The organism is Streptomyces virginiae (assembly GCF_000720455.1).
In the GTDB taxonomy this organism is placed as follows: domain Bacteria; phylum Actinomycetota; class Actinomycetes; order Streptomycetales; family Streptomycetaceae; genus Streptomyces; species Streptomyces virginiae.
Window position 1 is genome coordinate 336432 of record NZ_JOAK01000016.1, and the last position, 25521, is coordinate 361952.

Annotated in this window: 17 protein-coding genes; 8 read left to right on the top strand and 9 right to left on the bottom strand. The window is 73.5% G+C overall.

What is annotated here, in order from left to right; translation table 11 throughout:
• Positions 1–38 precede the first annotated feature (38 nt).
• Both IG86_RS0123770 and IG86_RS0123775 read left to right on the top strand, forming a co-directional pair.
• Positions 39–10979 (top strand): non-ribosomal peptide synthetase, encoded by a 10941-nt coding sequence (locus IG86_RS0123770; protein WP_030899417.1) that lies wholly within the window; start codon positions 39–41, stop codon positions 10977–10979.
• Positions 10966–12666, top strand: a complete 1701-nt coding sequence (locus IG86_RS0123775; protein WP_030822120.1) for an ABC transporter ATP-binding protein — start codon at positions 10966–10968, stop codon at positions 12664–12666. The genes IG86_RS0123770 and IG86_RS0123775 overlap by 14 nt, the downstream gene beginning before the upstream one ends.
• 30 nt (positions 12667–12696) lie before the next feature.
• On the opposite strand, the gene IG86_RS0123780 is transcribed toward IG86_RS0123775, so the two are convergent.
• Both IG86_RS0123780 and IG86_RS0123785 read right to left on the bottom strand, forming a co-directional pair.
• Positions 12697–13332, bottom strand: a complete 636-nt coding sequence (locus IG86_RS0123780) for a GNAT family N-acetyltransferase (RefSeq protein ID WP_030822123.1) — start codon at positions 13330–13332, stop codon at positions 12697–12699.
• Between the two features lie 69 nt (positions 13333–13401).
• Positions 13402–14490 (bottom strand): alpha/beta hydrolase-fold protein, encoded by a 1089-nt coding sequence (locus IG86_RS0123785; protein WP_030899421.1) that lies wholly within the window; start codon positions 14488–14490, stop codon positions 13402–13404.
• 93 nt (positions 14491–14583) lie between these two features.
• Between IG86_RS0123785 and IG86_RS0123790 the strand changes: the two genes are divergently transcribed.
• Positions 14584–14796: an MbtH family protein gene (locus IG86_RS0123790; protein WP_030822128.1), complete on the top strand. Its 213-nt coding sequence runs from the start codon at positions 14584–14586 to the stop codon at positions 14794–14796.
• 85 nt (positions 14797–14881) lie between these two features.
• The gene (locus IG86_RS0123795; RefSeq protein ID WP_030899425.1) at positions 14882–16459 is read left to right on the top strand and encodes an amidohydrolase; all 1578 of its coding nucleotides are present in this window, start codon (positions 14882–14884) and stop codon (positions 16457–16459) included.
• Between the two features lie 52 nt (positions 16460–16511).
• Here IG86_RS0123795 and IG86_RS0123800 read toward each other — a convergent pair whose 3' ends face one another.
• Positions 16512–16835: an SH3 domain-containing protein gene (locus tag IG86_RS0123800; RefSeq protein ID WP_053679307.1), complete on the bottom strand. Its 324-nt coding sequence runs from the start codon at positions 16833–16835 to the stop codon at positions 16512–16514.
• A gap of 326 nt (positions 16836–17161) precedes the next feature.
• Between IG86_RS0123800 and IG86_RS43065 the strand changes: the two genes are divergently transcribed.
• Both IG86_RS43065 and IG86_RS0123810 read left to right on the top strand, forming a co-directional pair.
• Entirely contained in the window at positions 17162–17593 is a 432-nt protein-coding gene (locus IG86_RS43065) for an SsgA family sporulation/cell division regulator (RefSeq protein WP_051785360.1), read from the top strand.
• A 245-nt stretch (positions 17594–17838) separates the two neighbouring features.
• Positions 17839–18111 (top strand): hypothetical protein, encoded by a 273-nt coding sequence (locus IG86_RS0123810; RefSeq protein ID WP_030822140.1) that lies wholly within the window; start codon positions 17839–17841, stop codon positions 18109–18111.
• A 55-nt stretch (positions 18112–18166) separates the two neighbouring features.
• Here IG86_RS0123810 and IG86_RS0123815 read toward each other — a convergent pair whose 3' ends face one another.
• Complete coding sequence (locus IG86_RS0123815; RefSeq protein WP_045936705.1) at positions 18167–18544, bottom strand: helix-turn-helix transcriptional regulator; 378 nt, start codon at positions 18542–18544, stop codon at positions 18167–18169.
• A gap of 194 nt (positions 18545–18738) precedes the next feature.
• On the opposite strand from IG86_RS0123815, the gene IG86_RS0123820 reads away from it, so the two are divergent.
• Together IG86_RS0123820 and IG86_RS0123825 are read left to right on the top strand one after the other, a co-directional pair.
• Positions 18739–19659 (top strand): SigB/SigF/SigG family RNA polymerase sigma factor, encoded by a 921-nt coding sequence (locus IG86_RS0123820; protein ID WP_030822144.1) that lies wholly within the window; start codon positions 18739–18741, stop codon positions 19657–19659.
• Positions 19660–19744: 85 nt separating this feature from the next.
• A complete protein-coding gene (locus IG86_RS0123825) occupies positions 19745–20845 on the top strand; it encodes a mechanosensitive ion channel family protein (protein WP_051785361.1) in 1101 nt (366 codons plus the stop codon).
• On the opposite strand, the gene IG86_RS0123830 is transcribed toward IG86_RS0123825, so the two are convergent.
• The 5 genes from IG86_RS0123830 to IG86_RS0123850 form a co-directional block, all read right to left on the bottom strand.
• Positions 20826–21668: a class II glutamine amidotransferase gene (locus IG86_RS0123830; RefSeq protein ID WP_030822150.1), complete on the bottom strand. Its 843-nt coding sequence runs from the start codon at positions 21666–21668 to the stop codon at positions 20826–20828. The genes IG86_RS0123825 and IG86_RS0123830 overlap by 20 nt on opposite strands.
• Before the next feature lie 174 nt (positions 21669–21842).
• The gene (locus tag IG86_RS0123835; protein ID WP_030652127.1) at positions 21843–22094 is read right to left on the bottom strand and encodes an EF-hand domain-containing protein; all 252 of its coding nucleotides are present in this window, start codon (positions 22092–22094) and stop codon (positions 21843–21845) included.
• 123 nt (positions 22095–22217) lie between these two features.
• A complete protein-coding gene (locus tag IG86_RS0123840; protein ID WP_030822152.1) occupies positions 22218–22757 on the bottom strand; it encodes a rhodanese-like domain-containing protein in 540 nt (179 codons plus the stop codon).
• A 202-nt stretch (positions 22758–22959) separates the two neighbouring features.
• Positions 22960–24189, bottom strand: coding sequence for a cytochrome P450 (locus IG86_RS0123845; protein ID WP_030899441.1), 1230 nt, complete (start codon positions 24187–24189; stop codon positions 22960–22962).
• A 115-nt stretch (positions 24190–24304) separates the two neighbouring features.
• Positions 24305–25396, bottom strand: a complete 1092-nt coding sequence (locus IG86_RS0123850) for a PI-PLC domain-containing protein (RefSeq protein WP_157854872.1) — start codon at positions 25394–25396, stop codon at positions 24305–24307.
• Positions 25397–25521: the final 125 nt, after the last annotated feature.

Here is a 25521-nt window from a genome sequence, read left to right on the forward strand (position 1 = left end):
GGGCGACCAGCGGACACTGAAGGGGCGTTGAGTCTTCGATGACGGAACCGACCGCTCGTCTCGTGCGGCTTTCTCCCACGCGCCTGGCCGGATTACGCCGGCGCACGGGCGACCACTGCGACCGGACCCTCACCGCGGCGTGCTCGATCGGGCTGGCGTACTGGGCCACGGGCCACAGCCCCGACGGCATGGACCTCACCCCCGCCACCCTCTTCGCCGACGTCCTCGGCTGGGTCGACAACGGCGGCGGCGGAGCGGCCGGCTGGGAGATCGGCGCGGACGCCCGCAGCATCACCCTCCCCGAAGGCGTCCCGCCGGCCGAGGCCCAGCTCGCCCTGGACGACCTGGCCGACTTCCCCGACCGGCCCCTCGGCACCATCGCCCCGTCCGGCGTGGAGGCGCGCACGGAGGACCTGGCCCGGTGGAACGACACCCGCGCCGACCGGGTCCGCCCGACCATCGTCGAGATGTTCCGCGAGCAGGCGCGCACCCGCCCCGACGCCGTCGCCGTCGTCGACGAGCACCGCACGCTCACGTACGGTCAGGTCACGTGCCTCTCCAGCCAGTTGGCCCATGAACTCCTCGCCCGCGGGATCACCGCCGAACAGGTCGTCGGCATCTCCCTGGCCCGCTCCGCCGACATGGTGGTCGCACTGCTCGGCGTACTCCAGGCCGGCGCCGCGTTCGTCCCCCTCGACCCGCAGTGGCCCGCCGCACGCAGGGCCGTCGTCATCGAGGACGCCGCCGTCGTGCTCCAGCTCAACGACTCGGGCGAACACGACCCCGGAGACCCGGCCGCCGTGCCCGTCGACCTCGGCGACTGGCGCCACGGCTCCCGCCCCGGCGGCGGCACCGGCATCACCACCCCCGGCGACGCCCTCGCCTACGTCATCTTCACCTCCGGCTCCACCGGCCGGCCCAAGGGCGCGATGATCCGGCACGAGGCGATCAGCGAGCGCCTGCTGTGGCAGGTCGACGAGATCCTGGGCTTCGGCCACGACGACGCCTCACTGTTCAAGGCACCCCTGTCCTTCGACATCTCCATCAACGAGATCTTCCTGCCGCTGGTGTCCGGCGGCCGCCTGGTGGTCCTGCGGCCCGGCGGCGAACGCGACCCGCACCACCTGCTCGGCGTGATCGCCGACCAGCGCGTCACCTTCACCTACCTGGTGTCGTCCATGCTGGACGTGCTGCTGGAGATCGCCGGCGACTCCGGCCGGCTCGACAGCCTGCGCCACGTGTGGTGCGGCGGCGAAGTGCTGACCCCGGAGCTGTACGAGCGGTTCCGCACCCGGCTCGGCATACCCATGTACCACGGCTACGGCCCGGCCGAGACGACGATCGGCGTCTCCCACGTCATCTACCGGGGAACGGCGGAACGCCTGTCCACTTCGATCGGCAGGGCCAATCCCAACACCCAGCTCTACGTCCTCGACGACGAGCTGCGCCCGGTCCCCGCCGGCGTCGGCGGCGAACTGTACGTGGGCGGCTTCCTCCTCGGTCGCGGATACGCCGGCGCCCCCGGCCTGACGGCCTCCCGGTTCGTCGCCAACCCCTTCGCCGGGGACGGCTCGCGCCTGTACCGGACCGGTGACCTCGCCCGGTACACGCCGGACGGAACGCTGGACTTCCTCGGCCGGGCCGACAACCAGATCAAGATCCGCGGCATGCGGCTGGAGATCGAGGACGTCGAGGCCGGCCTCGCGGAACACCCGCGCGTACGCCACACCTGCGTCGTCGCGAAGAAGAACACCGCCGGCGGCACCTACCTCGTCGGCTACGTCATCCCCGCTGCCGGAGCGGCGGACCTGCGGGCGCAGGACGTCGCGGACTGGGCCGCGGAACACATGGTGGAGTACATGGTGCCCGCCCGCATCGTCGTCATGAAGGAGTTCCCGCTCACCGCCAACGGCAAGCTCGACCGCGGCGCCCTCCCGGAGCCCGGCACCGGGACGGGCCCGCTCGCCCCGCCCGTCACCGACAACGAACGCCTGGTGTGCACCGCGGTCGCCACTCTCCTGCGGCTGGACGCGGTCGGCGTCGACCAGGACTTCTTCCGGCTCGGCGGCGACAGCCTGCTCGCCATCTCGCTGCTCGGCGCGCTGCGCAAAGAGGGCCTCCACGTCACACCACGGCAGATCTTCACCCACAGCGTGATCGGCGCGCTGGCCGCGGTGGCGACCCCCGCCGACACCGCCGCCGAGGACCACGACGACGTCGCGACCGGCCCCGTCGGCGGGTCGCCCATCGTGCGCTGGCTCGGCGAGACCACCGACGCCGTCGACGGTTTCGTGCAGTCCGTCGTGCTGAACACCCCCGCGGACCTGACCGCCGTCGCCCTCGACACGATCCTCGCCGCCCTGCTCGAACGCCACGACATGCTGCGCGCCCGGCTCGTCCGCGGCGACCACTGGAGCTTCGACGTCCCGGCACCCGCGGACCGCACCGCCGCCGGGTGGCAGGAGAGCGACCGGCCGCTCCAGGAGTGCGTCGCGCTCGCCACCGGGGCGCTGGACCCCGAGCGCGGCGTCATGCTGCGGGCCGTGTGGCGCCGCGACGCCCGGCAGCTCGTCCTCGTCGCCCACCACGTCGTGGTCGACGGCGTGTCCTGGCGGATCCTGATGGAGGACCTCGCCACCGCGTGGCACCGGTACGCCTCCGGCGAGCCGGTCCGACTGCCGGCCGTGGGGACCTCGTTCCGCCGGTGGACCCAGCTGCTGGAACACGCGGCGTTCGACGACGACGGCGCCCACTACCGGCGCGCCCTGCCCGGGACGGACGCACCACTGGGCCGGCGCGCGCTCTGCGCGGCCGACACCGTCGCGCGGGAGCGGACCACGACCATCGCGGTCGGCCCCGACATCACTGCCGCCCTGCTCGGCGACCTCCCCGCCCAGTTCCACGCGGGCGTCAACGACGTGCTGCTGACCGCCCTCGCCGTCACCCTCGCCCGATGGCGCCGCGACCTCGGCCAGGACCAGAGCTTCACCCACGTCGAACTGGAGGGCCACGGCCGCGAAGCCCGCTTCGTCGCGGACGGCGCCGGCTTCGAACCCGAACTGTCCCGGACCGTCGGCTGGTTCACCACCCTCTTCCCGGTCACCGTCGACCCCGGCCCGGCGGCCGACCCCACTGATCCCGCATACCTGACGGCCGCCCTCAAGGCCGTCAAGGAAGACCTCGCCCGCGTCCCGAGGAACGGCCTGTCCTACGGCGTCCTGCGCCACCTGGCCGGAGTCCGCTTCGACACCCCCGCACCGCAGGTGCTCTTCAACTACCTCGGCCGCTTCGGCGCGGGCTCCTCCGATGACTGGGAACTCGCCGGCAGCACAGGCCAGTTGGGGGAGCGGCGGGACCCGCGGATGCGGCTGCCGCGCGCCCTGGAGTTCAACGCCGTCGCCGAACCCGACCCCAGCGGCGCCTACGAACTGGTCACCACCATCTCCTGGCCCGACGGGCTGCTCACCGACGAGGACGTCGCGACCATCGGCGCCTACTACCGCCAGACCCTCGCCTCGATCGCCGCGCTCGACCACGGCGGCCACACTCCCAGCGACTTCCCCCTGGTCGCCCTCACCCAGGCCGACGTCGACGAACTGGACGGCCCGGCCCTGCACGACGTCCTGCCGATGACCCCGCTCCAGGAAGGCCTCTACTTCCACTCCGTCTTCGACGACGACTCCGCCGGCAACTACGTCGAACAGCAGCTGCTGACCCTGGAGGGAGACGTCGACGCCGACCGGCTCGCGGCCGCGGCCACCCGCCTGCTCACCCTCTTCCCCAACCTCGCCGCCCGCTTCACGCCCCTCGCCGACGGCCGCGTGGTCTCCGTCCTCGAAAGCGGCACGCGGGCCCCCTTCACCGTCCTGGACCGGCCCGGCATCACCGACGAGGAGATCCGCGACCACGCCGAACAGGACCGCCGCGCCGGATTCGACCTGGCCGCCGGCCCGCTCATGCGGTACACCCTCATCCGTGCGGGATCCGGCCGCACCGTCCTGGTCCAGACCGTGCACCACATCATCGCCGACGGCTGGTCGGTGCCGCCGATGCTCCGCGCCCTCCTCGCCGAATACCACGCACCGGGCACGGTGCACCCCGTCGGCGGCTTCACCGACTACGTGCGCCGGCTCGCCGGGCGGGACGAGGACGAGAGCGACCGGGTGTGGCGCGAGCAGCTCGCCGGCCTGCCCGGCCCCTCACTGGTCGCCGAGGGGCACACACCGTCCGACCGGTTCGCCGACACGGCCGTCGAGCCCGACGTCGACCTCGACGAGGCGGTCCGGTCGGCCGGGGTGCCCCTCAGCGTCGCCGTGCACAGCGCCTGGGCGGTGGCTCTCGGCGGCCTCCTGCACGACCGCGACGTCGTCTTCGGCTCCACGGTGTCCGGGCGCGACGCGCAGGTGCCGGGCATCGAGGACATGGTCGGCCTGTTCATCAACACCGTCCCCGTCCGCGCCCGCTGGACCGCCGCCACCACGGCCCGCGACCTGCTCGCCTCCGTACGCGAGCACCAGGGCGCCGTACTGCCGCACCAGCACGTCTCCCTGGCCCGCATCAGCCGCCACACCGGCACCGGCCCGCTGTTCGACACCCTGGTGGTCTTCGACGTCCCGACCGACACCGCCGCCCTGCGCGGCCCCGACGACTCCCTGTTCATCACCGGCATCGTCAACGAGGGCGCCCCGCACTATCCGCTGACTCTCGTGGCGGAGCGCACGCCCGACGGCCGCCCCCGATTCAACCTGATCTACGACGGCACGCTCCTGCGAGAGGCAGGCGCCCGCGCGATCCTGTCCGCCTTCACCCGCACCCTCACCGCCCTCCTCGCCCGGCCGGACGCCCTGGTCGACGACCTGGCACCCGACACCGCCCGGCATCCGGCACGCACGGATGCCGCCCCGACCACCCTGGGCGCCCTCTTCGACGCCGCCGCCCGCCGTGACCCGGCCGCCACCGCCGTCACCCAGTGCGCCCTCGACGGCGCCACCCGTTCGCTGACCTACGGCGAACTGGCCGCGGAACGCGACGCACTGGCCGCCACCCTGCGCGCCGTCGGCGTCGGCCCCGGTGAGCGCGTCGCCGTCGCCGTACCGCGCTCCCTGGAACAGGTCGTCGCCCTCGTGGCGGTCGTCACCGCGGGCGGTGCCTACGTACCGCTGGACCTCGCCTACCCGGACGGCCGGCTGGAACACGTCCTCGCCGACGCCGCCCCGCAGGTCGTCCTCGTCGGCCCCGGGCAGCGCGACCGCTTCACCCGGCTGCTGGACCGGGCGGGCGTCGCCGCCCGCGTACTCGTCCAGGGGGAGCCGCTGCCGCAGGCCGCCGAGGGGCCGCCCGCCCCCGCCCCCGCGGCCGGCCCGCACGACCCCGCGTACGTCATCCACACCTCCGGCTCGACCGGCCGGCCCAAGGGCGTCGTCGTCCCGCACTCCAGCGTGGTGGCCCTGCTCGCCAACACCCGCCCCGCCATGGACTTCGGACCGAGCGACGTGTGGGTCCAGTTCCACTCGTACTCCTTCGACTTCGCGGTCTGGGAGCTGTGGGGGGCCCTGGTCCACGGCGGCGAGCTGCTGGTGCCGGAGTACGCGCTGACCCGTTCTCCGGTGGACTTCCACCGGCTGGTGCGCGAACGCGCCGTCACCGTGCTCAACCAGACCCCCTCCGCCTTCCACCAGTTCATCGAGGCCGACCGCCGCGCCGCCGAGCCGCTCCCCGCACTGCGCCGGATCGTCTTCGGCGGCGAGGCGCTGGACCTCGGGCGGCTGCGCGGCTGGGTCGAGCGGCACGGCACCGCCTCGCCCGAACTCGTCAACATGTACGGCATCACCGAGACCACCGTGCACGTCACCCACCGGGTGCTGACCGACGAGGACTTCGAGCGCGGCGACGGCGTCAGCCCGATCGGCGGCCCGATCCCCGGGCTGGTCACCCACCTGCTCGACGACCGGCTCCGGCCGGTGCCGCCGGGCCGGGTGGGCGCCATCTACGTCGCCGGCGACCAGGTCGCGCTCGGCTACCTGGGCCGGCCGGGGCTCACCGCGGGCCGCTTCGTCGCGGACCCGTTCGCCGGCGGCGGCGCCCGCATGTACCACACGGGAGACCTCGCCCGCCGCACGCTCGACGGCGAACTGGAGTTCACCGGCCGCGCCGACGACCAGGTGCAACTCAAGGGCTTCCGCATCGAACCGGGCGAGGTGGAGGCCGCGATCAGGGAACTCGACGGCGTCGTCGACGCGGCCGTCACCGTGGCGGACAGCGGCGACCACCTCGTCGCCCACGTCGTGGGCCGGGTGCCGGGCGACCTCACCGGCCGGCTCGCGGCGAAGCTGCCCGCGCACATGGTGCCCGCCCGGGTGCTGCCGGTCGACGCCCTGCCGCTGACGGTCAACGGCAAACTGGATCGCGAGGCCCTCACCGAACGGGCCGGTACGGCGGACGCGGGCGCGGAGCACGACGTGACCGTGGTGGCGCAGGACACCGCGCTCACGGCGCTGGCCGCCATCTTCACCGACACTCTGCCCGGCACCGCCGTGGACGGCGACTGCGACTTCTTCAGGGCGGGCGGCGACAGCATCCTCGCCATCACCGTCGTCAACCGGGCCCGGGCCCTCGGCCTCGCGATCTCACCGCGCGACGTGTTCCTGCTGCGGACACCCCGCGCTCTCGCCGCCCACCTGGCGACGGGCACACCGCGCACTGCGGTACCCGCACCCGCCGCCCACGAGGACGGTCCGCTGACACCGACACCGATCATCCTGCGGCAGCGCGAACTCGGCGGCTCCCTCGCCCGGTTCGCCCAGGCCCGGGCCGTGACCGCGCCCGAAGGCACCGGACTCGCCGACGCCCGGCGCGCCGCCAACGCCGTGGTCGCCGCACACCCGGCCCTGCGGCTGCGCCTGCGCGTCGAGCACGGCGTATGGGCCCTGCGCACCGAACCCGCCCGTGCGGTCACCGTCGTACGCAGCGACGCCCCCGACGCGACGGCCGCCGCGGACGAAGCCGCCGGACGGCTCGACCCCGAGACCGGCGACGTCATCGCGTTCACCTGGCTGGAGGCGAGCCGCACCCTGGTGGTCGCCGTGCACCACCTCGCCGTCGACGCCGTGTCCTGGCTGGTCCTGCTGGACGACATCGCCATCGCCCTGCGCGGGAACCCGCTCGCGCCGCCGACCACCTCCTACGCCGAGTACGCGCGGGCCCTGGCCGACCCGTCGGCCCACCCCGCCGACGACGGCCTCGGCCACTGGATCACCACCCTCCAGGCACCCCCGCTGCTGCCCGCCGTCCGGGCGCCGCGCGACACCACCGTCGTGCTCCCGCCCGAGGTCGGCGACCTCGTCACCCGCACCGCGCCCGCCGCCCTCGGCGTCGGCCTCACCGAACTGCTGTGCGGCGCGCTGCGCACCGCGCTGACCCGCGTCCAGCCCGCGCCCACCGACCTCGCGGTCGACCTGGAGCGCCACGGCCGCGACCCGGTACTGCCCCACCACGACTACACCCGTACCGTCGGCTGGTTCACCTCCATCGCGCCCGTCCGGCTCACCGCGCACACCGACCCGGTCGAGGCGGCCCGCGAGGTCGCCGCACGCCGCCCGGACGAACGCGCCCACCTCGCCTACGGCCGGCTCCGCCACCTCGACCCGCAGACGGCCCCGCTCCTGGACGCCCACCCACAGGTGCTGTTCAACTACCTCGGCCGGAGCGGCGAGTCCCAGGCCCTGCCCGTCACCCGCGGCGACCGGGACACCAGCCCCTACGCCGTCGAGGTCAACGCCTGGACGGACGCGGCCACCGGCAGCCTGCACGCCGTCTTCACCCTCGCCGACGGCGTCCCCGACGAGATCACCGGGCACTGGCGCGACGCACTGGAGCGCATCGCGGCGGCCGCCACGACCGCCGAGCGCACCGCGCCCGTCACCCCCCTGCAGCGCGGCCTGTTCTTCCAGGCCCAGCTGGCCGGACCGGCCGGACACTACGTCGCGCAGAGCTGGTTCACCTTCGACCGGCGTCTGGACACCGACGCCCTGGCCGAGGCGATGGCCTGGGTGATCGCACGCCACCCGGCGGTGGGCGCAGGCTTCGCCACCGACGACGACGGCAACGCCGTGCAGGTCCTCGCGGCCGGCCGGCGCGTCGACGTCCGCACCGTCGACCTCGCCACGGACGCGGAGGTCGACGCCCTGCTGGCCCGGGACCGCGACACCGGATTCGACACGGGCCGGCCGCCGCTGATCCGGCTGACCGTGGTGCGCCGCCCCGACGGCCATGACGGCCTGCTGCTCAGCTACCACCTCCTGCTGTGGGACGGCTGGTCCCGGGAGATCGTGCTCCGTGACCTGTTCGGCGCCTACGAAGCCGCCGTCGCCGGCGGGTTGGAGGCACCCGCCCCGGCCACCCCGAGCTTCGAAGACCACGCCCGGGCCCTCGCCGCCGAGGACACCGCCGCGGCCGAACGGTTCTGGGCGCGGTACCTGACCGGCCTCCCCGGCCCGACGCTGCTCGCCGGACCGGCACCGGCCCTGGCCGACGGGCCGCCCCGCACCCTGCTCCACACGCTCACCGCCGACCGGTCGCAGCTGCTGCGGGACGCCGCCCGCACCCACGGCGTCACCCTGAACTCGGTGCTGACCGGCGCCTTCGGCCTGCTGCTCGGCGCCCGGACGGGCCGCGGCGACGCCGTCTTCGGCGTGACCGTCTCCGGCCGGGAGGGCGAAGGCCGTGGCGGCATCGTCGGCGTACTGCTCAACACCGTGCCCATGTGGACGCGGGCACGGCCGGGCGACACCGTCCGGGAATACCTGTCGGCCGTGCAGGCCGGCCGGGTCGAGGCGATGGAGCACGAGCACATCGGGCTCGGCGAGATCCAGCGGGCCGGCGGACACGACACGCTCTTCGACAACCTCTTCGTGCTCCAGAACTTCCTGGACATGGACGCCTTCGCCGAGATGAACGCCCGCCACGGCATCACCGGGGTCCGCGCCGACGACTCCACCCACTACCCGTACACCTGGGTGGTCACCCCCGGCGACCGGCTCACGGTCAAACTGGAGTACCGCGACCACGACACCCCGGCCGCCCGGCGGCTCCTGGACGACTACCTGCGCCTCCTCGACGACCTGGCCCGGGCCACGGGACCGGTCGGCGCGCTGCGGGGCCCCGGGCCGCTTCCCGAGCCCGCCGAACGCACCGACGTGGGCACGGACACCGTCGTCGACCGGTTCGACCGGGCGGCGGACCGCGCCCCCGGGCGGACCGCCCTCGTCGCCCACGGACGCACCATGACCTTCGCCGACCTCCGCGACCGCAGCCGCGCCGTGGCCGGGGTCCTCGCCGGACGCGGCATCGGCCCCGAGGCCACCGTGGCAATCGCCGTCCCACGCTCCCTCGACTCGATCGTGGCGCTGTTCGCCGTACTGCGCACGGGCGCCGCGTACGTGCCGCTGGAGCTGGACCACCCCGACGAGCGGATCGCCGCGATCGTCGCGGACGCCCGCCCGGAGGTGATCCTCACCGTCGGCGCCGTCTCCCCCCGGCTGGGCCGGCTGCCCGGCGACCTGATCGAACTGGACCGGCCGCTGCCCGCGGCCGAGCCACTCGCCACGTTCGCCCCGGACGACCCGCACCGCCTGCGCCACCCCGCGTACACCATCTACACCTCCGGATCGACCGGCAGGCCCAAGGGCGTGGTGACCGAGTACGCGGGCCTGACCAACATGCTGATCAACCACCAGCGCCGGATCTTCGAGCCCGTGCTGGCGGACCACGGCCACCGGGTCTTCCGGATCGCGCACACCGTGTCGTTCGCCTTCGACATGTCGTGGGAGGAGCTGCTGTGGCTCGCCGACGGCCACGAGGTGCACGTCTGCGACGAGGAACTGCGCCGCGACGCCCCCCGGCTCGTCGAGTACTGCCTCCGGAACGGTATCGACGTCGTCAACGTGACCCCGACCTACGCCCAGCAACTGGTGGCCGAGGGCCTGCTCGACGACCCGCAGCGGCGGCCCGCCCTCGTCCTGCTGGGCGGCGAGGCCGTCACGCCGACGCTGTGGCAGCGGCTCGCCGAGACGGACGGCACGGCCGGCTACAACCTGTACGGACCCACCGAGTACACCATCAACACCCTCGGCGTCGGCACTTTCGAGTGCGAGGACCCGGTGGTGGGCGTGGCCATCGACAACACCGACGTGTACGTCCTGGACCCGTGGCTGCGCCCCCTCCCGGACGGCGTCCCCGGCGAGCTGTACGTGGCGGGCATCGGCATCGCCCGCGGCTACCTCGGGCAGGCCGCCCAGACCGCACACCGCTTCGTCGCCTGCCCGTTCGCAGGTCCCGGCGAACGCATGTACCGCACCGGCGACCTGGTGGCGCGGCGGCCCGACGGCAATCTGGCGTACCTGGGCCGCACCGACCAGCAGGTGAAGATCCGGGGGCACCGCGTCGAACCGGGCGAGGTGGAGGCCGCGTTCGCCGCCCACCCGGCGGTCCGGTTCGCCGCCGCCGTCGCCCAGCCCGACCCCCAGGTCGACGGCGCGTACCGGCTGGCCGCCTACCTCGTACTGGACGGCTGCGACCTGGCGACGGTCGCCGCCGAAGTGGGCGCGGCACTGCCGGACTTCCTGCGCCCGACGCACTACGCCCAGGTCGACGGCATCCCGCTGACCGTGAACGGGAAGGCCGACACCAAGGCGCTGCCCGAGGCCCGGCCGCTGGGCGCGCTGACCACGGCGGGGGAGCGCGGACCGCGGACCGCGACCGAGACCGTCGTCTGCGAGTTCTTCGCCGAAGCACTGGACCTGGACGACGACGAGGTGAGCGCGGTGAGCGACTTCGTGTCCCTCGGCGGACACTCCATGCTGGCGGTGCGGCTGATCGGGCTGCTCCGCCGGGAGTACGGTCCGGTCATCACGATCCGCGATCTGTTCACCCTGCGAACCCCGGAAGCGATTGCCCGCCACCTCGATGATGACAACTCCTGACACGCAGCGGCCCCGTTCGGGGTCCGACATCCTGCGCATCGCACTGCGCCGCAACGTCGGCGCCATGGCCTGGGGCACCGTGCTCATGGGCCTGTACCAGGCCGGCGAGACCGCCTTCCCCATCGCACTCGGCCTGATCGTCGAGCACACGATGCAGGACCGGGCCCCCGGCGCCCTGGTGCTGTCGATCGCCGCGCTGGCCGTGATCATCACGACGGTGTCGCTGTCGTGGCGCTTCGGCATGCGCATCCTGCAGAAGGCCAACACGACCGAGGCGCACCGCTGGCGGGTCCGGGTGGCCGACTGCGGGCTCCAGCCCGTGGCCAGGGACGTCGACCTCAAGTCCGGCGAGGTCCTGACCATCGCCACCGAGGACGCCGACCAGACGGCCGACATCATCGAGGTGGTGCCCCTGCTGATCAGCTCGCTGGTCGCGGTCCTGGTCGCCGCCGTCGCGCTGGGGCTGGCGGACCTGCGGCTCGGCCTGCTGGTCATCGTCGGCACCGTCGCGATCCTGTCGATCCTGTCGGTGATGTCCCGGCGGATCGGCTCCAGTACGCGCGAACAGCAGGCCCGGGTGGCCCGGGCGGGCGCGAAGGTCGCCGACCTGATCACCGGCCTGCGCCCACTGCACGGCTTCGGCGGCAACCACGCGGCCTTCCGGTCCTACCGGACGGTCAGCACCGAGGCGAAGCACCAGGCGGTCACCGTCGCCGGGGTGAACGGCGCGTACGCGGGCACCGCCACGGCCCTCAACGCGGCCCTGGCGGTCGCGGTGACGCTGACGGCGGGCTGGCTGGCGTTCGACGGCCGCATCACCATCGGCGAACTCGTCATGGCGGTGGGACTCGCGCAGTTCATCATGGAACCGCTCAAGATGTTCTCGGACATGCCCAAGTACGTGATGATGGCGCGGGCTTCGGCCGAGCGGATGGCGCTGGTGCTGACCGCGCCGCCGGTCTCGGTCCCGGGCCCGGGGCGCCCCGCCCCCGGCGGCGACCTGGAGATCGACGGCGTCCGCCACGGCGCCCTGCGCGCACTGAAGTTCCACGTTGCGGCGGGCGAGTTCGTGGCCGTCGCCGCCTACCTGCCGCGCGCCGCGGCCGACCTCGCCGCGGTCCTGGCCGTGAAGGTCCCGCCGCACGCCTACGAGGGAGCGGTACGGGTCAGCGGGCAGGAGATCGGTGAGCTGTCGGTGGAGGCGGTCCGCGAGCACATGCTCGTGAACCCGTACGACGCGGAGGTGTTCGCGGGCACCCTCGGCACGAACATCGACCCGTCGGGCCGCAGCCGCTCGGTCGCGGAGGCCGTCGAGGCGTCCATGCTGACCGACGTCGTCGCCCTCCACCGCGAGGGACTCGACTACGCCGTCCGTGACCGCGGCGCGAACCTGTCCGGCGGGCAACGCCAACGGCTGTCGCTGGCCCGGGCCCTGGCGGCCGACAGCGACGTCCTGGTCCTGCACGACCCGACGACGGCCGTCGACGCCGTCACCGAACAGCTCATCGCGCGCAACATCGCCCGGCTGCGCAGGGGCCGGACCACCGTGGTGATCACGAGCAGCCCGGCCCTCCTGGACGCCGCCGACCGGGTCCTGGTCCTGGACGACGGCGTGATCACCGCCGAGGACACCCACCGCAACCTGCTCGCCACCGACCGGGACTACTGTCTGGCGGTGGCCCGATGAGCGGTTCGGGTACGGCCGGATTCACTGGTTTCAGGCCACGACGGGCCGGTGGGTGAAACCGGTCAGCGGTGCGAGGACCTTCCAGTCGAGCGTCTCGTAGAGCGCCCGGCCCTGGACGGTCGCGCCCAGGACGCCGGTCGCCACGCCGCTCTCGACGGCCGCGTTGGTCAGTGCGCCCATCACGACCGTACCGAGGCCGCGGCGCCGGTGGGCCTTCTCGGTGACGATCTGGTCGAAGACGCAGGAGGCACCCGTCAGACCGATCAGACCGCTGGCGGCCAGCTCCCCGCCCGCGGCCAGAACGCGCACGCCCACGACACCGTCGGCCGTCCGGACGACCCCGACGGTGTAACCGTCGGGCGCGTGCACGGCGCACGGACGCAGATCGGTGGCCATCAGGAAACAGGGGTCGACCGGCTCCCACGCGGGCGGGAACCACGGTTCCATGACGGCCGGTTCCCAGAACCCCTTGACGCAGGCGGCCGGTTCGGTGATCGCGCCGACGAGTCCGCGAGCGGTCTCGGTGTCCGTGTCGAGCAGGACGTGCCGGACCGCCTGGTCAGGCAGTCCGACCTGGATGCTCAGCCCCCACGGCTCGTCCACCGGCTTCGGCGTCCGCCGCGAGACGGCCCATCCCTCGACCCACGAACGCGCGAGCTCCCACATGCGGACACCCCTCCGGGTAACGACTGATGCCTGAATTTGGATGTTACACAGGGGTGGTGGTGGCCGGCGCTAGCCCAGGGCCCACGCGACATCCCTGAGCAGGGCGTGGCGCCAGCCCGCGCGGTCGTGGGCGGAGGGCGAGCGTGACACGCGTACGGTCGCACCGGCCCGGGCGGCCAGGGTTTCGACCAGCGCGCAGTGGGGCAGCATCCGCGTCTCGTGTTCCCCCACGTCGAAGGCGACCCGCAGCCCCGACAGGTCGACGCGCTCGCGCAGGCGCGCCGCGACGGCGCCGCCGAGCGGACCGCCCAGCGGGTCCGCGAGGTCCGGGGCGCCGGGCGCCCACCAGAACGACGGGGACTGGCACGCGACGCGCGACACCAGGTCCGGGAACTCCAGTGCCGCGTACATCGCGCTCAGCCCGCCGAGGCTCTGCCCGGCGACCACCAGGCGGTCCGGGTCCGCGGGCAGGCCCGTGTCCGCCACCAGCGGCAGCAGTTCGTCCCGTACGGCCTCCCACAGTCCGGGCCGGCATCCGAACTCCGCCGCCCGGTCCCTCGTCGGCAGGAAGACGAGGGTGACGGGCGGCATCCCGCCGGCCGCGACGGCCGCGTCGAAGGCCGCCACGGCCGGGTGCAGGTACAGCCAGTCGTCCCCGTCGAGAAGCAGCACCACCGGTCCGCCGCCGCCTGCCGGGTGGACCCGTACGGTCCGCCGCCCGCCGAGGCGTTCGCTCGCCCAGCGGACCCGGGTGCGCGGCAGGGGGAGCACCTGGTCGGCGCCGAGGGCGGGCCAGTACGGCTGGGCCGGCGCGTCCGGGGTCGCGGCGATGGACCGGTCGCCGCCCGCACCCGCCGGATTGAACGGGTCGGCGGACTCCGCGCCTTCCGCGAGGAACCGGTACGTGACCCGCAGCCGCGCGGGCATGCGGACCTGCGCGTACCAGCAGTCCGTGTCGGCCCACCGGCGCAGTGCCACCGGCTCCGACCAGCTTTCGAAGACGACGCTCGCCGAGGAGCCGCGCCACAGGAACAGGGTCGTCCAGCCGCCGTCCTGCGCCGCTACCGACGCGGGTGCTCCCGCCGCCGCCCAGAACCCCTCGGACCCGGGCTCGCCGGGAAGTCCGTACGCGGCGAAGGCGTCCTCGGTCAGGCGCATGCGGGTCTCCTTGTGAGCAGCAAGGGGAGAGACTAAGCTCGTTGCAATTAGGCGAGCCTAACCTAATCGTGACGTTCCGGGGAGGCAATGACCGTGAGCACCAACCCCTTCGACGACGCCGAGGGCCGCTTCCTCGTCCTGGTGAACGACGAGGGCCAGCATTCGCTCTGGCCGTCCTTCGTCGACGTCCCCGGCGGGTGGACGATCGCCCTCGGCGAGAACAGCCGGGAGGCGTGCCTGGACTTCGTCGAGGCGAACTGGACCGATCTGCGCCCCCGCTCCCTCGCCCGGAGGATGGACGCCTGACCTCCACCGCCCCACCACCGCCCCTCCACCTCATGTCCGGCACGCCGCCGGCGGCGCCGGCCGACCTCCCGGGGGACCCCGCACGATGCTCTGCACCAGGCTGACCAACGCCCGCTTCCTCACCATGGACCCGGACCATCCGGTCGCCCGCGAACTCGGCATCTGGCGGGGCCGGATCGTCGGCCTGGACGACGCGGTGGCCGCCCTGCCCGCCCGCGAGGTGATAGACCTCCAGGGAGCCACCGTGCTCCCCGGGTTCATCGACTCCCACGTGCACCTGCCCTGGACCGGCTTCAAACAGAACACCGCCAGCATGGCCGGCTGCACCAGGATCGACGACGCCCTCGCGGTCGTGGCCGAAGCGGTCGCCCGCGAGGACTCGCCCGGATCCTGGGTGAGCATCGTCGGCTACGACCAGCGGGCGCTGGGTCGCCACCTGACCGCCGCCGACCTCGACCGGGTCGGCCGCGGCCACAAGCTGTACGTGCTGCACGACTCCGGGCACGGCTGCGTCGTCAACACCCCCGTCCTGGACCTGCTCCCCGCGGACGTCCCGCACGAGAACGGCTTCCTCGCCGAGGGCGCCATGGGAGCCGCCCGCGCGCTGCGACTGCCCTACTCCCAGGAGGAACTGGCCGAATCCATCGGGCGCGCCGCCCGCACCTGCCTGGCCGAGGGCATCACCGCCTGCGCCGAGGCGGGCATCGGCGGCGCCCTCTTCGGGCACACCCCGGTCGAACTGGGCGCCTACCAACTCGCCCGCGAAAAGGGACTGTTGCCGCTGCGGGTCCAGCTGATGGTCTCCGCCGACCGGCTGCGTCCGGTCGGCGCGCACGAGGCCGACGGCATCCCCAGGGCCCTCGACCTCGGCCTGCGCACCGGCTTCGGCGACGACTGGCTGTCCGTGGGCGCCCTCAAGATCTTCACCGACGGCGGGATGATGGCCCGCACCGCCGCCCTCAGCGCCCCGTACGAGGGCATGGGCCACGCCGGCCAGTTGCAGGACGACCCCGACGTCCTCGCCCGGTCGATCGTCGACGGCCACCTCGCCGGCTGGCAGCTCGCCGTGCACGCCATCGGCGACCGGGCGGCCGACGTGGCCCTGGACGCCCTTGAGGAGGCCCAGCGCCTGCGTCCCCGGCCCGACGCCCGGCACCGCATCGAGCACGCCGGCCTCATCCGCCCCGACCAGCTCCCGCGGCTCGCGCGGCTGGGCATCAGCGCGGTGGTCCAGCCGGGCTTCCTGCGCTACTTCGGCGACGACTACGCGGCGATCATGGGGGAGGAGCGGGCTGCGTGGCTGTATCGCGGCCGGGGCTTCCTCGACCACGGCATCACACTGGTCGGCAGCTCCGACCGCCCGGTGACGGACGGCTCCCCGCTGCGGGCCGTCCAGTTCATGGTCGAGCGCGCCTCCGAGTCGGGGCGCCGGATCGGCCCGGACGAGGCGATCGCCGTCGACGAGGCCCTGTACGCGTATACGGTCGCGGGCGCCCACGCCTGCCGCTGGGAGGACAGCGCGGGCAGCCTCACCCCGGGCAAGCGCGCCGACCTGGTCGTCCTGGGCGACGACCCGCGGCGCGTCGACGTCTCGCGCATCGGCGACATCGAGGTGGTGGCGACCTACGTAGACGGCCGCGAGGCCGACGAGCCGCATACGTAGGGGGTGTGTTGCGGGCCGCACCCTTACGAAGGGGACGCGGCCCGGCGGACCGTCAACAGGCGCGGACCGGCTGGTGGTCGTGGACGAAGCGGGCCGACACCCAGCCCCGGGAGCCCTGGAGGCGGTACCAGATCGGGTTGCCGTCCACCCACCCGCCGCGCTTCTGGCAGCTGAGGAGCACCCGCTGGCCGGGGCGGAGCGACTTGACGACGCCGGAGTACACCGTCGGCTTCTCGCGTACGTGGAGGGGCGCGTCCGAGACGACCTCGCCGACCGGGTACGCGGCCCGGGGCGCGGCGGCGGCCCACCCGGTGCCGCCCAGCGGGCCGAGCGCCAGGCCCGCGGCCAGCGCACACAGCAATACGGACTTCTTCATTTTCGGCCCTCTTCTGCGACGACATCGGCGCGGGCATGCCGCGGCGGACCGCGGACGGTCGAGAGTGCCCGTCACGACTATCCGTGCGGATCGGGGGACTTCGGGGCCGACACGTCCGTGGTTCCCTCCAATGGCCCGCGGGCCGTCGCGCCGTGCCTCTGTTCGGGCGCATGTCCGGATCCCGCTGTTTCGGACGCGCACGAACGAGCAGACGCGAGCCACGGCACCCGGTGTCGTCAGTGCCGTCGTGCCCTCGTGCCGCTCCGGCCGGGAGGTGCGATCCCGGCCCCCGGCCGTCCGCCGCCCTCCTGCAGAGACGAGTCATCATGGACCACCGGCCCCACGTCCCCGAGCAGGACCTGACCTGGACGACCGAGATCCACCAGGTCAGGACCCGGCTGAGGTTCCCCCTGCGAGCCACGTTCCAGTGGTCGTCCGGTGACCCGCTGGGTGTCGAGGTCACCTTCCACCCGGTGGGGGGCGACGACGTGACCTGGCTGATCGGCCGCGACCTCCTGGCCAGGGGCCTGCGCACCCTGGCGGGAACGGGGGAGGTGCGGGTCCGGCCGTGCGCCGGGCCGGGCCGCGCGGGACAGGTCCTCCTGCGGCTGGGGACGGCGCCCCCGTACGCCCTCTTGCTGGTGGACCGGGCGGGGCTGGAGTCCTGGCTGGAGAAGACGTGGGCGGCGGTTCCGGCCGGTGCCGAAGCGGAGCGCCTGGACTGGGAGTTCTTCGAGGGCCTGCTCGCGGACCGGTAGGGGTGTCCTGCCGGTCAGGCCGGATCGGGGAGCTGCGGCTGACGTCGTGAGCCCGGCACGATCGGCAGGACACCCCAGCGGGTGCGTGCGGCAGGCGGCTGCTCTAGCGTCGAAGGAGGGGAGATCCGGCCGAGCCGGCCCGGTGGCCGTATGGTCGGCCGCGGGCGCTCGGCGGCGCATTCCATGCGGATCCGGAGGCATCCGGGCGCCGGGCCGCGAGAAAACCCTGAGAGCAGGTGTGTTCCATGCGTACGTCGACACGTGTCGCAGGTGTCCTCACCGGTCTGACCCTCGCACTCGGCGGCGCGGCCCTCACGGCCCCCGTCGCGCACGCGGACGTCACGGCCTGCATCAACCAGGTCGAACGGGAGCTGCAGGGCGGCGAGGCCCCGTCCTACGTCAGGACGGCGTGCGCCACCGGGCAGAGCGGTGACCACGCCGGGTGTGTGACGGCCCTGACCAAGGGCGGCGGCGTGACCAACGGCACCGCGGTGACCGCCTGCAAGGTGGCCCCGTAGCCGGCGGTCCACGAAAACAGGCGCCCCGCAGCGGGGCGCCTCGTAGCGAGATGCGTCACAGCAGGGGAAGGGCCCTGCCGTCGGGTACGCCGTCCGCGCCCTCGGGCCCGGGCGGCGCCGTCGTTGCGCCCAGCGGCCCGGCGAGGTAGGTCAGGAGGCCCGTGATCTCACGGCCTGCCTCCGCCGGGTGGCGGAAGCGCGCGCCGGGGGCGATGGCGTAGCGGTTGCGCCGGCCGTCCCGGGTCCGGGTGAGGTACCCGTCGGTCTCCAGGTCCGTGACGATCGCCTGCACGGTGCGCTCGGTGAGGTCGCAGCTCGCCGCGATGTCGCGCAGCCGGATCCCCGGGTCGCGCGCGATGGCGATCAGGACCCGGGCGTGGTTCGTCAGAAAGGTCCAGTGGTTCCGGCGGGAACCCGTGTGCTCGTTCTCCACTCCGACATTCTTGAGTGACGACTCGCGAAAAGCAAATCCAGAAAAGTTTTTCCGGTATAACTTGACGTGTGTCCGGGGCCCCGGCAGGGTGCAGGGAAGCGGAAGGGGACTTCCGCCGCGACCGAGCAACGAGCGACCGAGAGATCGCGCAACGCGCCGCAAGCACCTGTGCCCAAGGAGCGAAGACGATGACCATGACGGCCACGACCGAGGCCACCACCTCGACGACGCCCCCCACGACGGCCGCCACCCCCACCGGTGGCGCCGCAGTGGGCCCCGCGCTGAGCGGACTGCCCGAGGTGCCCTGCCCGCGGGAACTGTCGACCGTCGACGCCCGGCAGCTGACCCGGGTCTTCTTCGAGCGGCTGCGGAGCCTCGAAGAGGGAACCCGCGAGTACCAGTACGTGCGCAGCACGCTGATCGAGATGAACATCTCACTCGTGAACTTCGCCGCCCGCCCGTTCCGCGACCGCCCCGGCGGCCCCGAGAACGAGGACATCGTCCAGGTCGGCATCATCGGCCTCATCAAGGCCATCGACCGCTACGACCCCGAGCGCAACACCCAGTTCACGACGCTCGCCGTGCCCTACATCACAGGTGAGATCAAGCGCCACTTCCGCGACGCCACCTGGGCCGTGCGCGTCCCGCGCCGGCTCCAGGAGCAGCGCCTGCTGCTCGCGAAGGCCACGGAGGAGCTGACCTCCGAGACGGACCACGCGCCCACCCCGGCGGAACTCGCCGCCCACCTGGGCCTCTCCGAGGACGAGGTCCGCCAGGGCCTGGTGGCCGCCAACGCCTACTCCACCCAGTCCCTCGACGCGCCCCAGACCGAAGCCGGCGGCACCGGGACCTCCGCGGGCGGACAGCCCGCCCGCTCCCTCGCCGAGACCGTCGGCGACCTCGACCCCGCCCTGGAGGCCGTCGAGGACCGTCAGGCCCTGGCACCCCTGCTCGCCGGCCTGGACGAACGCAGCACCCGCATCCTGGAGCTGCGCTTCGGCCAGGAGATGACCCAGGCGGAGATCGGCGAGGAGGTCGGACTCTCCCAGATGCACGTCTCCCGCCTGCTCAACCGCACGCTGGAGACCCTGCGCGAGGAGATGCTGCACGACTGACCGCGGTCGGAGGACCTCACGGGGCCGGGCGCCCATCGGCGCCCGACCGCCCCGAACCGTTCCCGAGACCTGACACCGGGGAGTCATGAACAGCTTCGTCCGACTGCTGGCCGTCCTGGGCGGCTCCGTCGTGCTCACCCTCGTCGTGGGCCGCCTCACCGACCTGCTGCTGAGGCGGGCGGACGCCCGCCACCCCGAGACACCACTGTGGAACATGCTGCGCCGCTGCGGTCCGTCGGTGCGGGTGCTGCTGTTCACGGCGGTGCTGCGCGGGGCCTACCGGCAGATCGAATGGCAGCCGCTGCGCGAGCACGAGGCCGCCGTGGGCCGGACCCTGACGCTCGTGCTGATCGGGGCGGGCGCCTGGTGCGTCGTCGGCGTCGCCTCCGCCATCGTGGAATCCTCCTACGCCCGCTACGCGTTGGGCACCCGCGACCCCTCGCGCGTACGCCGGGTCCGCACCCAGGTGACGCTCATCAGGAGAATCGTCACCGCCGTCGTCGCCGTGGTCGCGGCGGCCGCGATGCTGCTCACCTTCCCCGCCTTCCGGGCCGTCGGCACCTCCGTACTGGCCTCCGCCGGCATCATCGGCATCGTCGCGGGCGTCGCCGCCCAGTCCACTCTCGGCAACCTCTTCGCCGGCTTTCAGATCGCCTTCGGCGACATGGTGCGCATCGGCGACACGGTCGTCGTCGACGGGGAGTGGGGCGTGGTCGAGGAGGTGACGCTCACCCTGATCGCCGTGCGCACCTGGGACGAGCGCCGGATCACCATGCCCGTCTCGTACTTCACCTCGCGGCCCTTCGAGAACTGGTCGCGCGGCGGCGTCCAGATGACCGGCACGGTCTTCCTCCACTGCGACCACACCGCCCCCGTCTCCCTGATGCGCGAGAAGCTGAAGGAGATCCTGGACGGCTGCGAGGCGTGGGACGGCCGCGGTTGGGACCTGTCCGTCACCGACACCACCCCCACCACCATCGTGGTCCGGGCGATCGTGACCGCCCAGGACGCGGACCGGCTGTGGACCGCCCGCTGCGAGGTGCGCGAGCAACTGGTCGGCTGGCTGGCCGAGAAGCATCCGTACGCCCTGCCCCGCGTCGCCACGTCCACCGCGGTGCCCTCGCCGGAAGTCGGCCCGGAGCGGCGTACCGAGGCCCGCGGCGACCTCAGGCGGCCAGCGGGGTGAAGGGGTACAGCCCGTCCCCACCCGGCTGCACGACGCCGTAACTGCTCTCCGGCACCTCGTTCCACGCCCCCGGCAGATCCCCGAGCGGCTCGGACACCACCAGCCGGGTCTCGTCGGACACGCCCTGGAGGAACTGGATGTCGGGGTGCAGCCTGCGTAGCGTGTCCACCCGGCTGCTGTAGAAGAGCGACCGCGAGGCGCCCTGGCTGGAGTAGCGGAAGGCCCACACGGTGGCCCCGTTGGTGACGGCCACCGTCATCTGCATCGGGAACTCCACCCCGTGCTCGCGGCCGACGCGCTCCACCACCCCCACCATCCTGGCCACGGCGCCCGGGGGGTCCTCCTCCAGGCCGAAGGTGAGCGCCAGGTAGAACATGACCTCGGAGTCCGTCGTGCCCTCGATCTCCCCGAACAGCGAGGGATCGACGAGCAGGGCGAGGTCCCGCCGCATCGCGTGGAAACCGGCAACGGCTCCGTTGTGCATCCACATCCAGCGGCCGTGCCGGAACGGGTGACAGTTCGTCTGCTGCACCGCCGTGCCCGTCGACGCCCGGATGTGGGCGAAGAACACGGGTGAGGTGACGTGGTCCGACAGCTCCCGCAGGTTGCGGTTGTTCCACGCGGGACCGACGTCCCTCATCAGCGCGGGTGTGCCGTCGCCGCTGCCGCCGTCCGGATACCAGCCGATGCCGAATCCGTCACCGTTGGTCGTCTCCACGCCCAGCTTCGAATGGAGGCTCTGGTCGATCAGCGAGTGGGCGGGTTTGTACAGGATCGTGTCGAGCAGCACAGGGGTTCCCGAATACGCCAGCCACCGGCACATGTGCGATCACCTGACTCGTCCGCCCCGTCCGGTTGACCGTGCCGCGGGCCGGCCGGGGCCGTAACCGCCCGCGTGGGCGCCCCGTCGCCCATGCGTCATTCTCCCGCCGCCGGGCGGGGCCCGCACGCGGGACGACCGCGCACCTGGTGGCGGCCGCCGGACGGCCGGCGGCGGCTACCAGCCGAAGCGGCGGTCGACGACGGCCGCGAACTCCTCGAAGCTCAGCACGCGGTCGCCGTTCTGGTCGGCGGCGTCGAACAGCGCCGAGGATTCCTCGGTGTCCCCCACGCCCCAGAACGGGATCGCCCCCTGCGCGGCCAGGGTCGGTCCCTTGGAGCGCAGGGCGCCGATCACCTCGGCCCGCGTCAGGGTGCCGTCCTGGTCGAGGTCGAGGGCGTCGAACAACCGCCGGGCCTTCTCACTCATCACATGTCCTCTCAGCGGTGCACGCGCCGTCTCGGCCGGCGGGTCCTGTACGAGAGGACGCGGTCCGCGCCCCTGAGGTTGCCGCGGTAGGGGTCCGGACCTCGGGGACGGCTGGGGCGTGTCCTAGGCGGACCTCCGGTTGAAGGGCAGCCGGCCCAGCACCACCGCCATCCCGCAGGTGCCGGTGAGCGCGGAGAAGACCAGTCCGCCCCCGATCGCCGCGGACAGCAGCGAGAAGGCCGGGTGGAGGAGCAGCCCGAGGAGCAGGCCGGCCAGCACGAGGGCACCCGCCGCGAAGCGGACCTGGCGTTCCATCGCCCACACGGCCCGCGACCGGGCGCCGCCGGGGTACTCCAGGGCGTGGCCGCCGGCCGCCCAGGCCTCCGTGCCGCCCGTGAGGCTCGACGCGGGGATGCCGTGCGGGGCGAGCGCCGCGACGGCGCCGGCCGAGCGGGCTCCGGAGGCGCACACGATCAGCAGGGGGCCGCCATCGGCGGCCCGCCGCAGCTCGGGCAGGCTCCGTACGAGCCGGTCCAGGGGGACGTTGACGGCGTCCGGGAGGTGGCCGGACGCGAACTCGGCCGGTGTGCGGACGTCGACGACGGTCAGTTCGCGCAGCCGTGGGTGCGCCTGCTCGACGTCGAGTGAGGTGGGGACGCTCATGGCGGACCTGGTCCTTGGCGTGGGGGAGCGGAGCGGAAGGCCCGGCGGCGTGCCGCACGGGTGCGGTACGGCCCGCCGCCGGAGCCATGCCGGGGATGGTAGACACCCGCGGGGCGGCCCGGCCGGATCCCGGCGGGCCCGCCACACGACTGCCACGCTCCGGAAACAACCGGCGCCCCGTGCGGGCCCCTGCCCGTCGCGGTCACCAGCTCACGTGCAGCGCCTCCGGCGAGCGGTGGATCAGGGTGGGCCGCATCTTCGGCCGCGGCCGGCCGGGGTCCGGGCGCAGCCCCGGCAGGCGGCTCGTCAGCACTTCCAGCGTCAGCCGGAGCTGTTCGCGCGCGAGCTGCGATCCGGGGCAGCCGTGGGGACCGTGCCCGAAGGCGAGGTGCTGCCGGTTCAGTGGCCGGGTCACGTCGAACTCGCCGGGCCGCTCGTACCGCTCCCCGTCACGGTTGGCGGCTCCGTACGCCACCAGTACGGCGGCGCCGGCGGGCAGCTCGGTCCCGCCGAGCGAGACCGGCCGGGTGGTGGTCCGCCGGAAGGCCTGGATGGCGGTGTCGTGGCGGGCCGCCTCTTCCACCGCCGCCGGGATCAGCGAGGGATCGGCGCAGAGCATCCGCCACTGCCGCCGGTCCTCGTCGAGCAGGTGCAGCAGCGTGGTGGCGATGAGGGCGCCGGTGGTGAGGAAGCCGGCGATCAGCAGGTTCTGCAGGCTCGTCACCAGCTCATGGCGCTGCTCCAGGGTGAGTTCGCCCGTGCCGGGGGCGAGTGCGGCCACCATGGCCGAGCACAGGTCGTCCCGGGGGTGGGCGCGCCGGTCGCGCACGTAGCCGTCCAGCAGGTGCTGGAGCGCGACCACGTCCTCGGCCGCCGCGGCCTGGCCCTCCGGCGGCAGCGGCCGGAAGAGGAGTTCCTCGGCCCGGTATCCGCCGCGCACGGCCGCGGGCACATCGGCCGGGTCCAGCCCGATCAGCCGTCCGACCACCATCCCCGGCAGCCGCTGCGCGTACGCCTCCACGAGTTCCGCGGACCCGTCCGCCGCGAAGCCGTCCACCAGCTCCGCGGCGCACGTGCGCACGTACGGGACCAGCGCCGCCACCCGCGCGGCCGACAGCCCCCGGTTCAGCGGGGCCCGGTGCCGGCGGTGGGCGGCGCCGTCCGAGGACACGACCGTGGGCCGGGGCCCGAACCCCCGCGGCAGGACGCCCAGAGCCGCCTGGGACAGCGGGACGTCCGGGAGCAGGGCGTTCGCGGAGGAGAAGTCCTCCGCGCGCAGCAGCACCTCCCGTACCTCGCGGTCCCGCGCGACCAGCCACGCGTCGAACTCGGGCACGTACGTGAGCCCTTCGGCCCGGCGGGCGCCGTCGTACAGCGGGTACGGGTCGCGGTACAGCTCGTCACGCCGTGCCTGCTCGTCGTGCCACGTCAAGGGGGACCTCCGGAACGCGCTCGGGACCGGGCGGGGCGCGGCCGCGCGTGACCCGGCGGTGCGCCGGGTCATACTGCCCGAACCCGGCCCCGCCCGGTAGGGCGCAAGTCAGCTCCTACGGGCTCGCGTTGAGCTCGGCGACGATCGAGGCCGGGGTGTGACCGCTGCTGTCCGACAGGCGGTGGAAGTCGACCGAGACGAAGTTCGGGTCGCGGCCGCCGGCCGCGGGCCGGCACTGACCGGCGATGCGGTTCCTGAGCTTTGCGCCGTTGTCCAGGGCCGCCGTCAGCACGGTGGGCACGTTGCGGTGGTGGCTCATCGTGAACAGGCGCCGGAAGCCCGGCTCCTGCCGGTCCAGGGGCACGTCGGGCCAACGGGTCACGCAGGAGGTGTCGTTGCCCAGGTCGCCGAGGCTCCAGTAGTTGCTCACCGTCCACGACCTGTCGTACATGACGCCCAGGTGTTCGCGGTCGGACCGGTCGGAGAAGACCAGCAGCCGCTTGCCGGAGGTGACGAGGTCGGCGACCTTCGGCCAGCCGTTCTGCCGCACGCCCCACTCGTCGGGCCGGAACACCATGTCGGACAGCCCCCGGACCCGGCCGAGGGACCGGCTCAGCTGGTCGGCGCTCACGTAGTCCTCGAGGAAGACGGTCACGACCTCCTGGGGGTGGGCGGCGAGGAAGTCCACCACGGTCTGCATCGTGCCGTGGAAGGACTGGCGGGGCAGGGCGTAGGTGGCACCGGCGAAGGTCTTGCAGTCGCCGTGGCACAGGTACACGTCGCTGGGGTAGCAGTCGCTGCCGAAGCTGATGACGCACAGCCAGGTGCTGCGCTCGTACCAGTGGGTGTCCAGGCTGATGCCGCGGACGCCGCCGTCGAGCTGGGCGCGCACCGATTCGGACTGGTTGACGGAACTCCAGCGGGAGTCCTCGTAGTTGGTGAAGGCGTTGTGGGTGGTCAGGAAGGAGACCTCGTCGAGGCGGCGCTCACCCCAGCGGGCGGCCGCGAGATCGGCCGGGGCACCGGGCGCCGCCGCCGCGGCCGAGGCGGTCGAAGCGGTCGTGGCGGTCGCAGTGGTGGCGGTGGTCGCCGCGCCCAGCAGTGCCAGCAGGAGGAGGCACGCCGCGGTGCGACGGGCGTGCCCCCTCCGGAGCGCACGGCGCAGGCGACCGCGGAACCGCATTCGCAGCATGTCCATGTCAATCATGGCGGGAGGTTAGCGCGCGGGTCGCCGTTATACCTCCCGGTGGACGCGTGCGGGGCGCCCGCGATTTCCCCGTATCTTGTTGCACATTAATTGCAACTGCACTTCTTATGCGAAAGGTGGATCCG

Bases quoted from the DNA above. Each gene is read 5' to 3' on its own strand.
- IG86_RS0123835 (WP_030652127.1), bottom strand. From the start codon at position 22,094: ATGAGTGAGAAGGCCCGGCGGTTGTTCGACGCCCTCGACCTCGACCAG.
- IG86_RS0123850 (WP_157854872.1), bottom strand. From the start codon at position 25,396: ATGATTGACATGGACATGCTGCGAATGCGGTTCCGCGGTCGCCTGCGC.
- IG86_RS0123840 (WP_030822152.1), bottom strand. From the start codon at position 22,757: ATGAGCGTCCCCACCTCACTCGACGTCGAGCAGGCGCACCCACGGCTG.
- IG86_RS0123820 (WP_030822144.1), top strand. From the start codon at position 18,739: ATGACGGCCACGACCGAGGCCACCACCTCGACGACGCCCCCCACGACG.
- IG86_RS0123825 (WP_051785361.1), top strand. From the start codon at position 19,745: ATGAACAGCTTCGTCCGACTGCTGGCCGTCCTGGGCGGCTCCGTCGTG.
- IG86_RS43065 (WP_051785360.1), top strand. From the start codon at position 17,162: ATGGACCACCGGCCCCACGTCCCCGAGCAGGACCTGACCTGGACGACC.
- IG86_RS0123780 (WP_030822123.1), bottom strand. From the start codon at position 13,332: ATGTGGGAGCTCGCGCGTTCGTGGGTCGAGGGATGGGCCGTCTCGCGG.
- IG86_RS0123810 (WP_030822140.1), top strand. From the start codon at position 17,839: ATGCGTACGTCGACACGTGTCGCAGGTGTCCTCACCGGTCTGACCCTC.
- IG86_RS0123795 (WP_030899425.1), top strand. From the start codon at position 14,882: ATGCTCTGCACCAGGCTGACCAACGCCCGCTTCCTCACCATGGACCCG.
- IG86_RS0123770 (WP_030899417.1), top strand. From the start codon at position 39: ATGACGGAACCGACCGCTCGTCTCGTGCGGCTTTCTCCCACGCGCCTG.
- IG86_RS0123830 (WP_030822150.1), bottom strand. From the start codon at position 21,668: ATGTGCCGGTGGCTGGCGTATTCGGGAACCCCTGTGCTGCTCGACACG.
- IG86_RS0123785 (WP_030899421.1), bottom strand. From the start codon at position 14,490: ATGCGCCTGACCGAGGACGCCTTCGCCGCGTACGGACTTCCCGGCGAG.
- IG86_RS0123800 (WP_053679307.1), bottom strand. From the start codon at position 16,835: ATGAAGAAGTCCGTATTGCTGTGTGCGCTGGCCGCGGGCCTGGCGCTC.
- IG86_RS0123775 (WP_030822120.1), top strand. From the start codon at position 10,966: ATGACAACTCCTGACACGCAGCGGCCCCGTTCGGGGTCCGACATCCTG.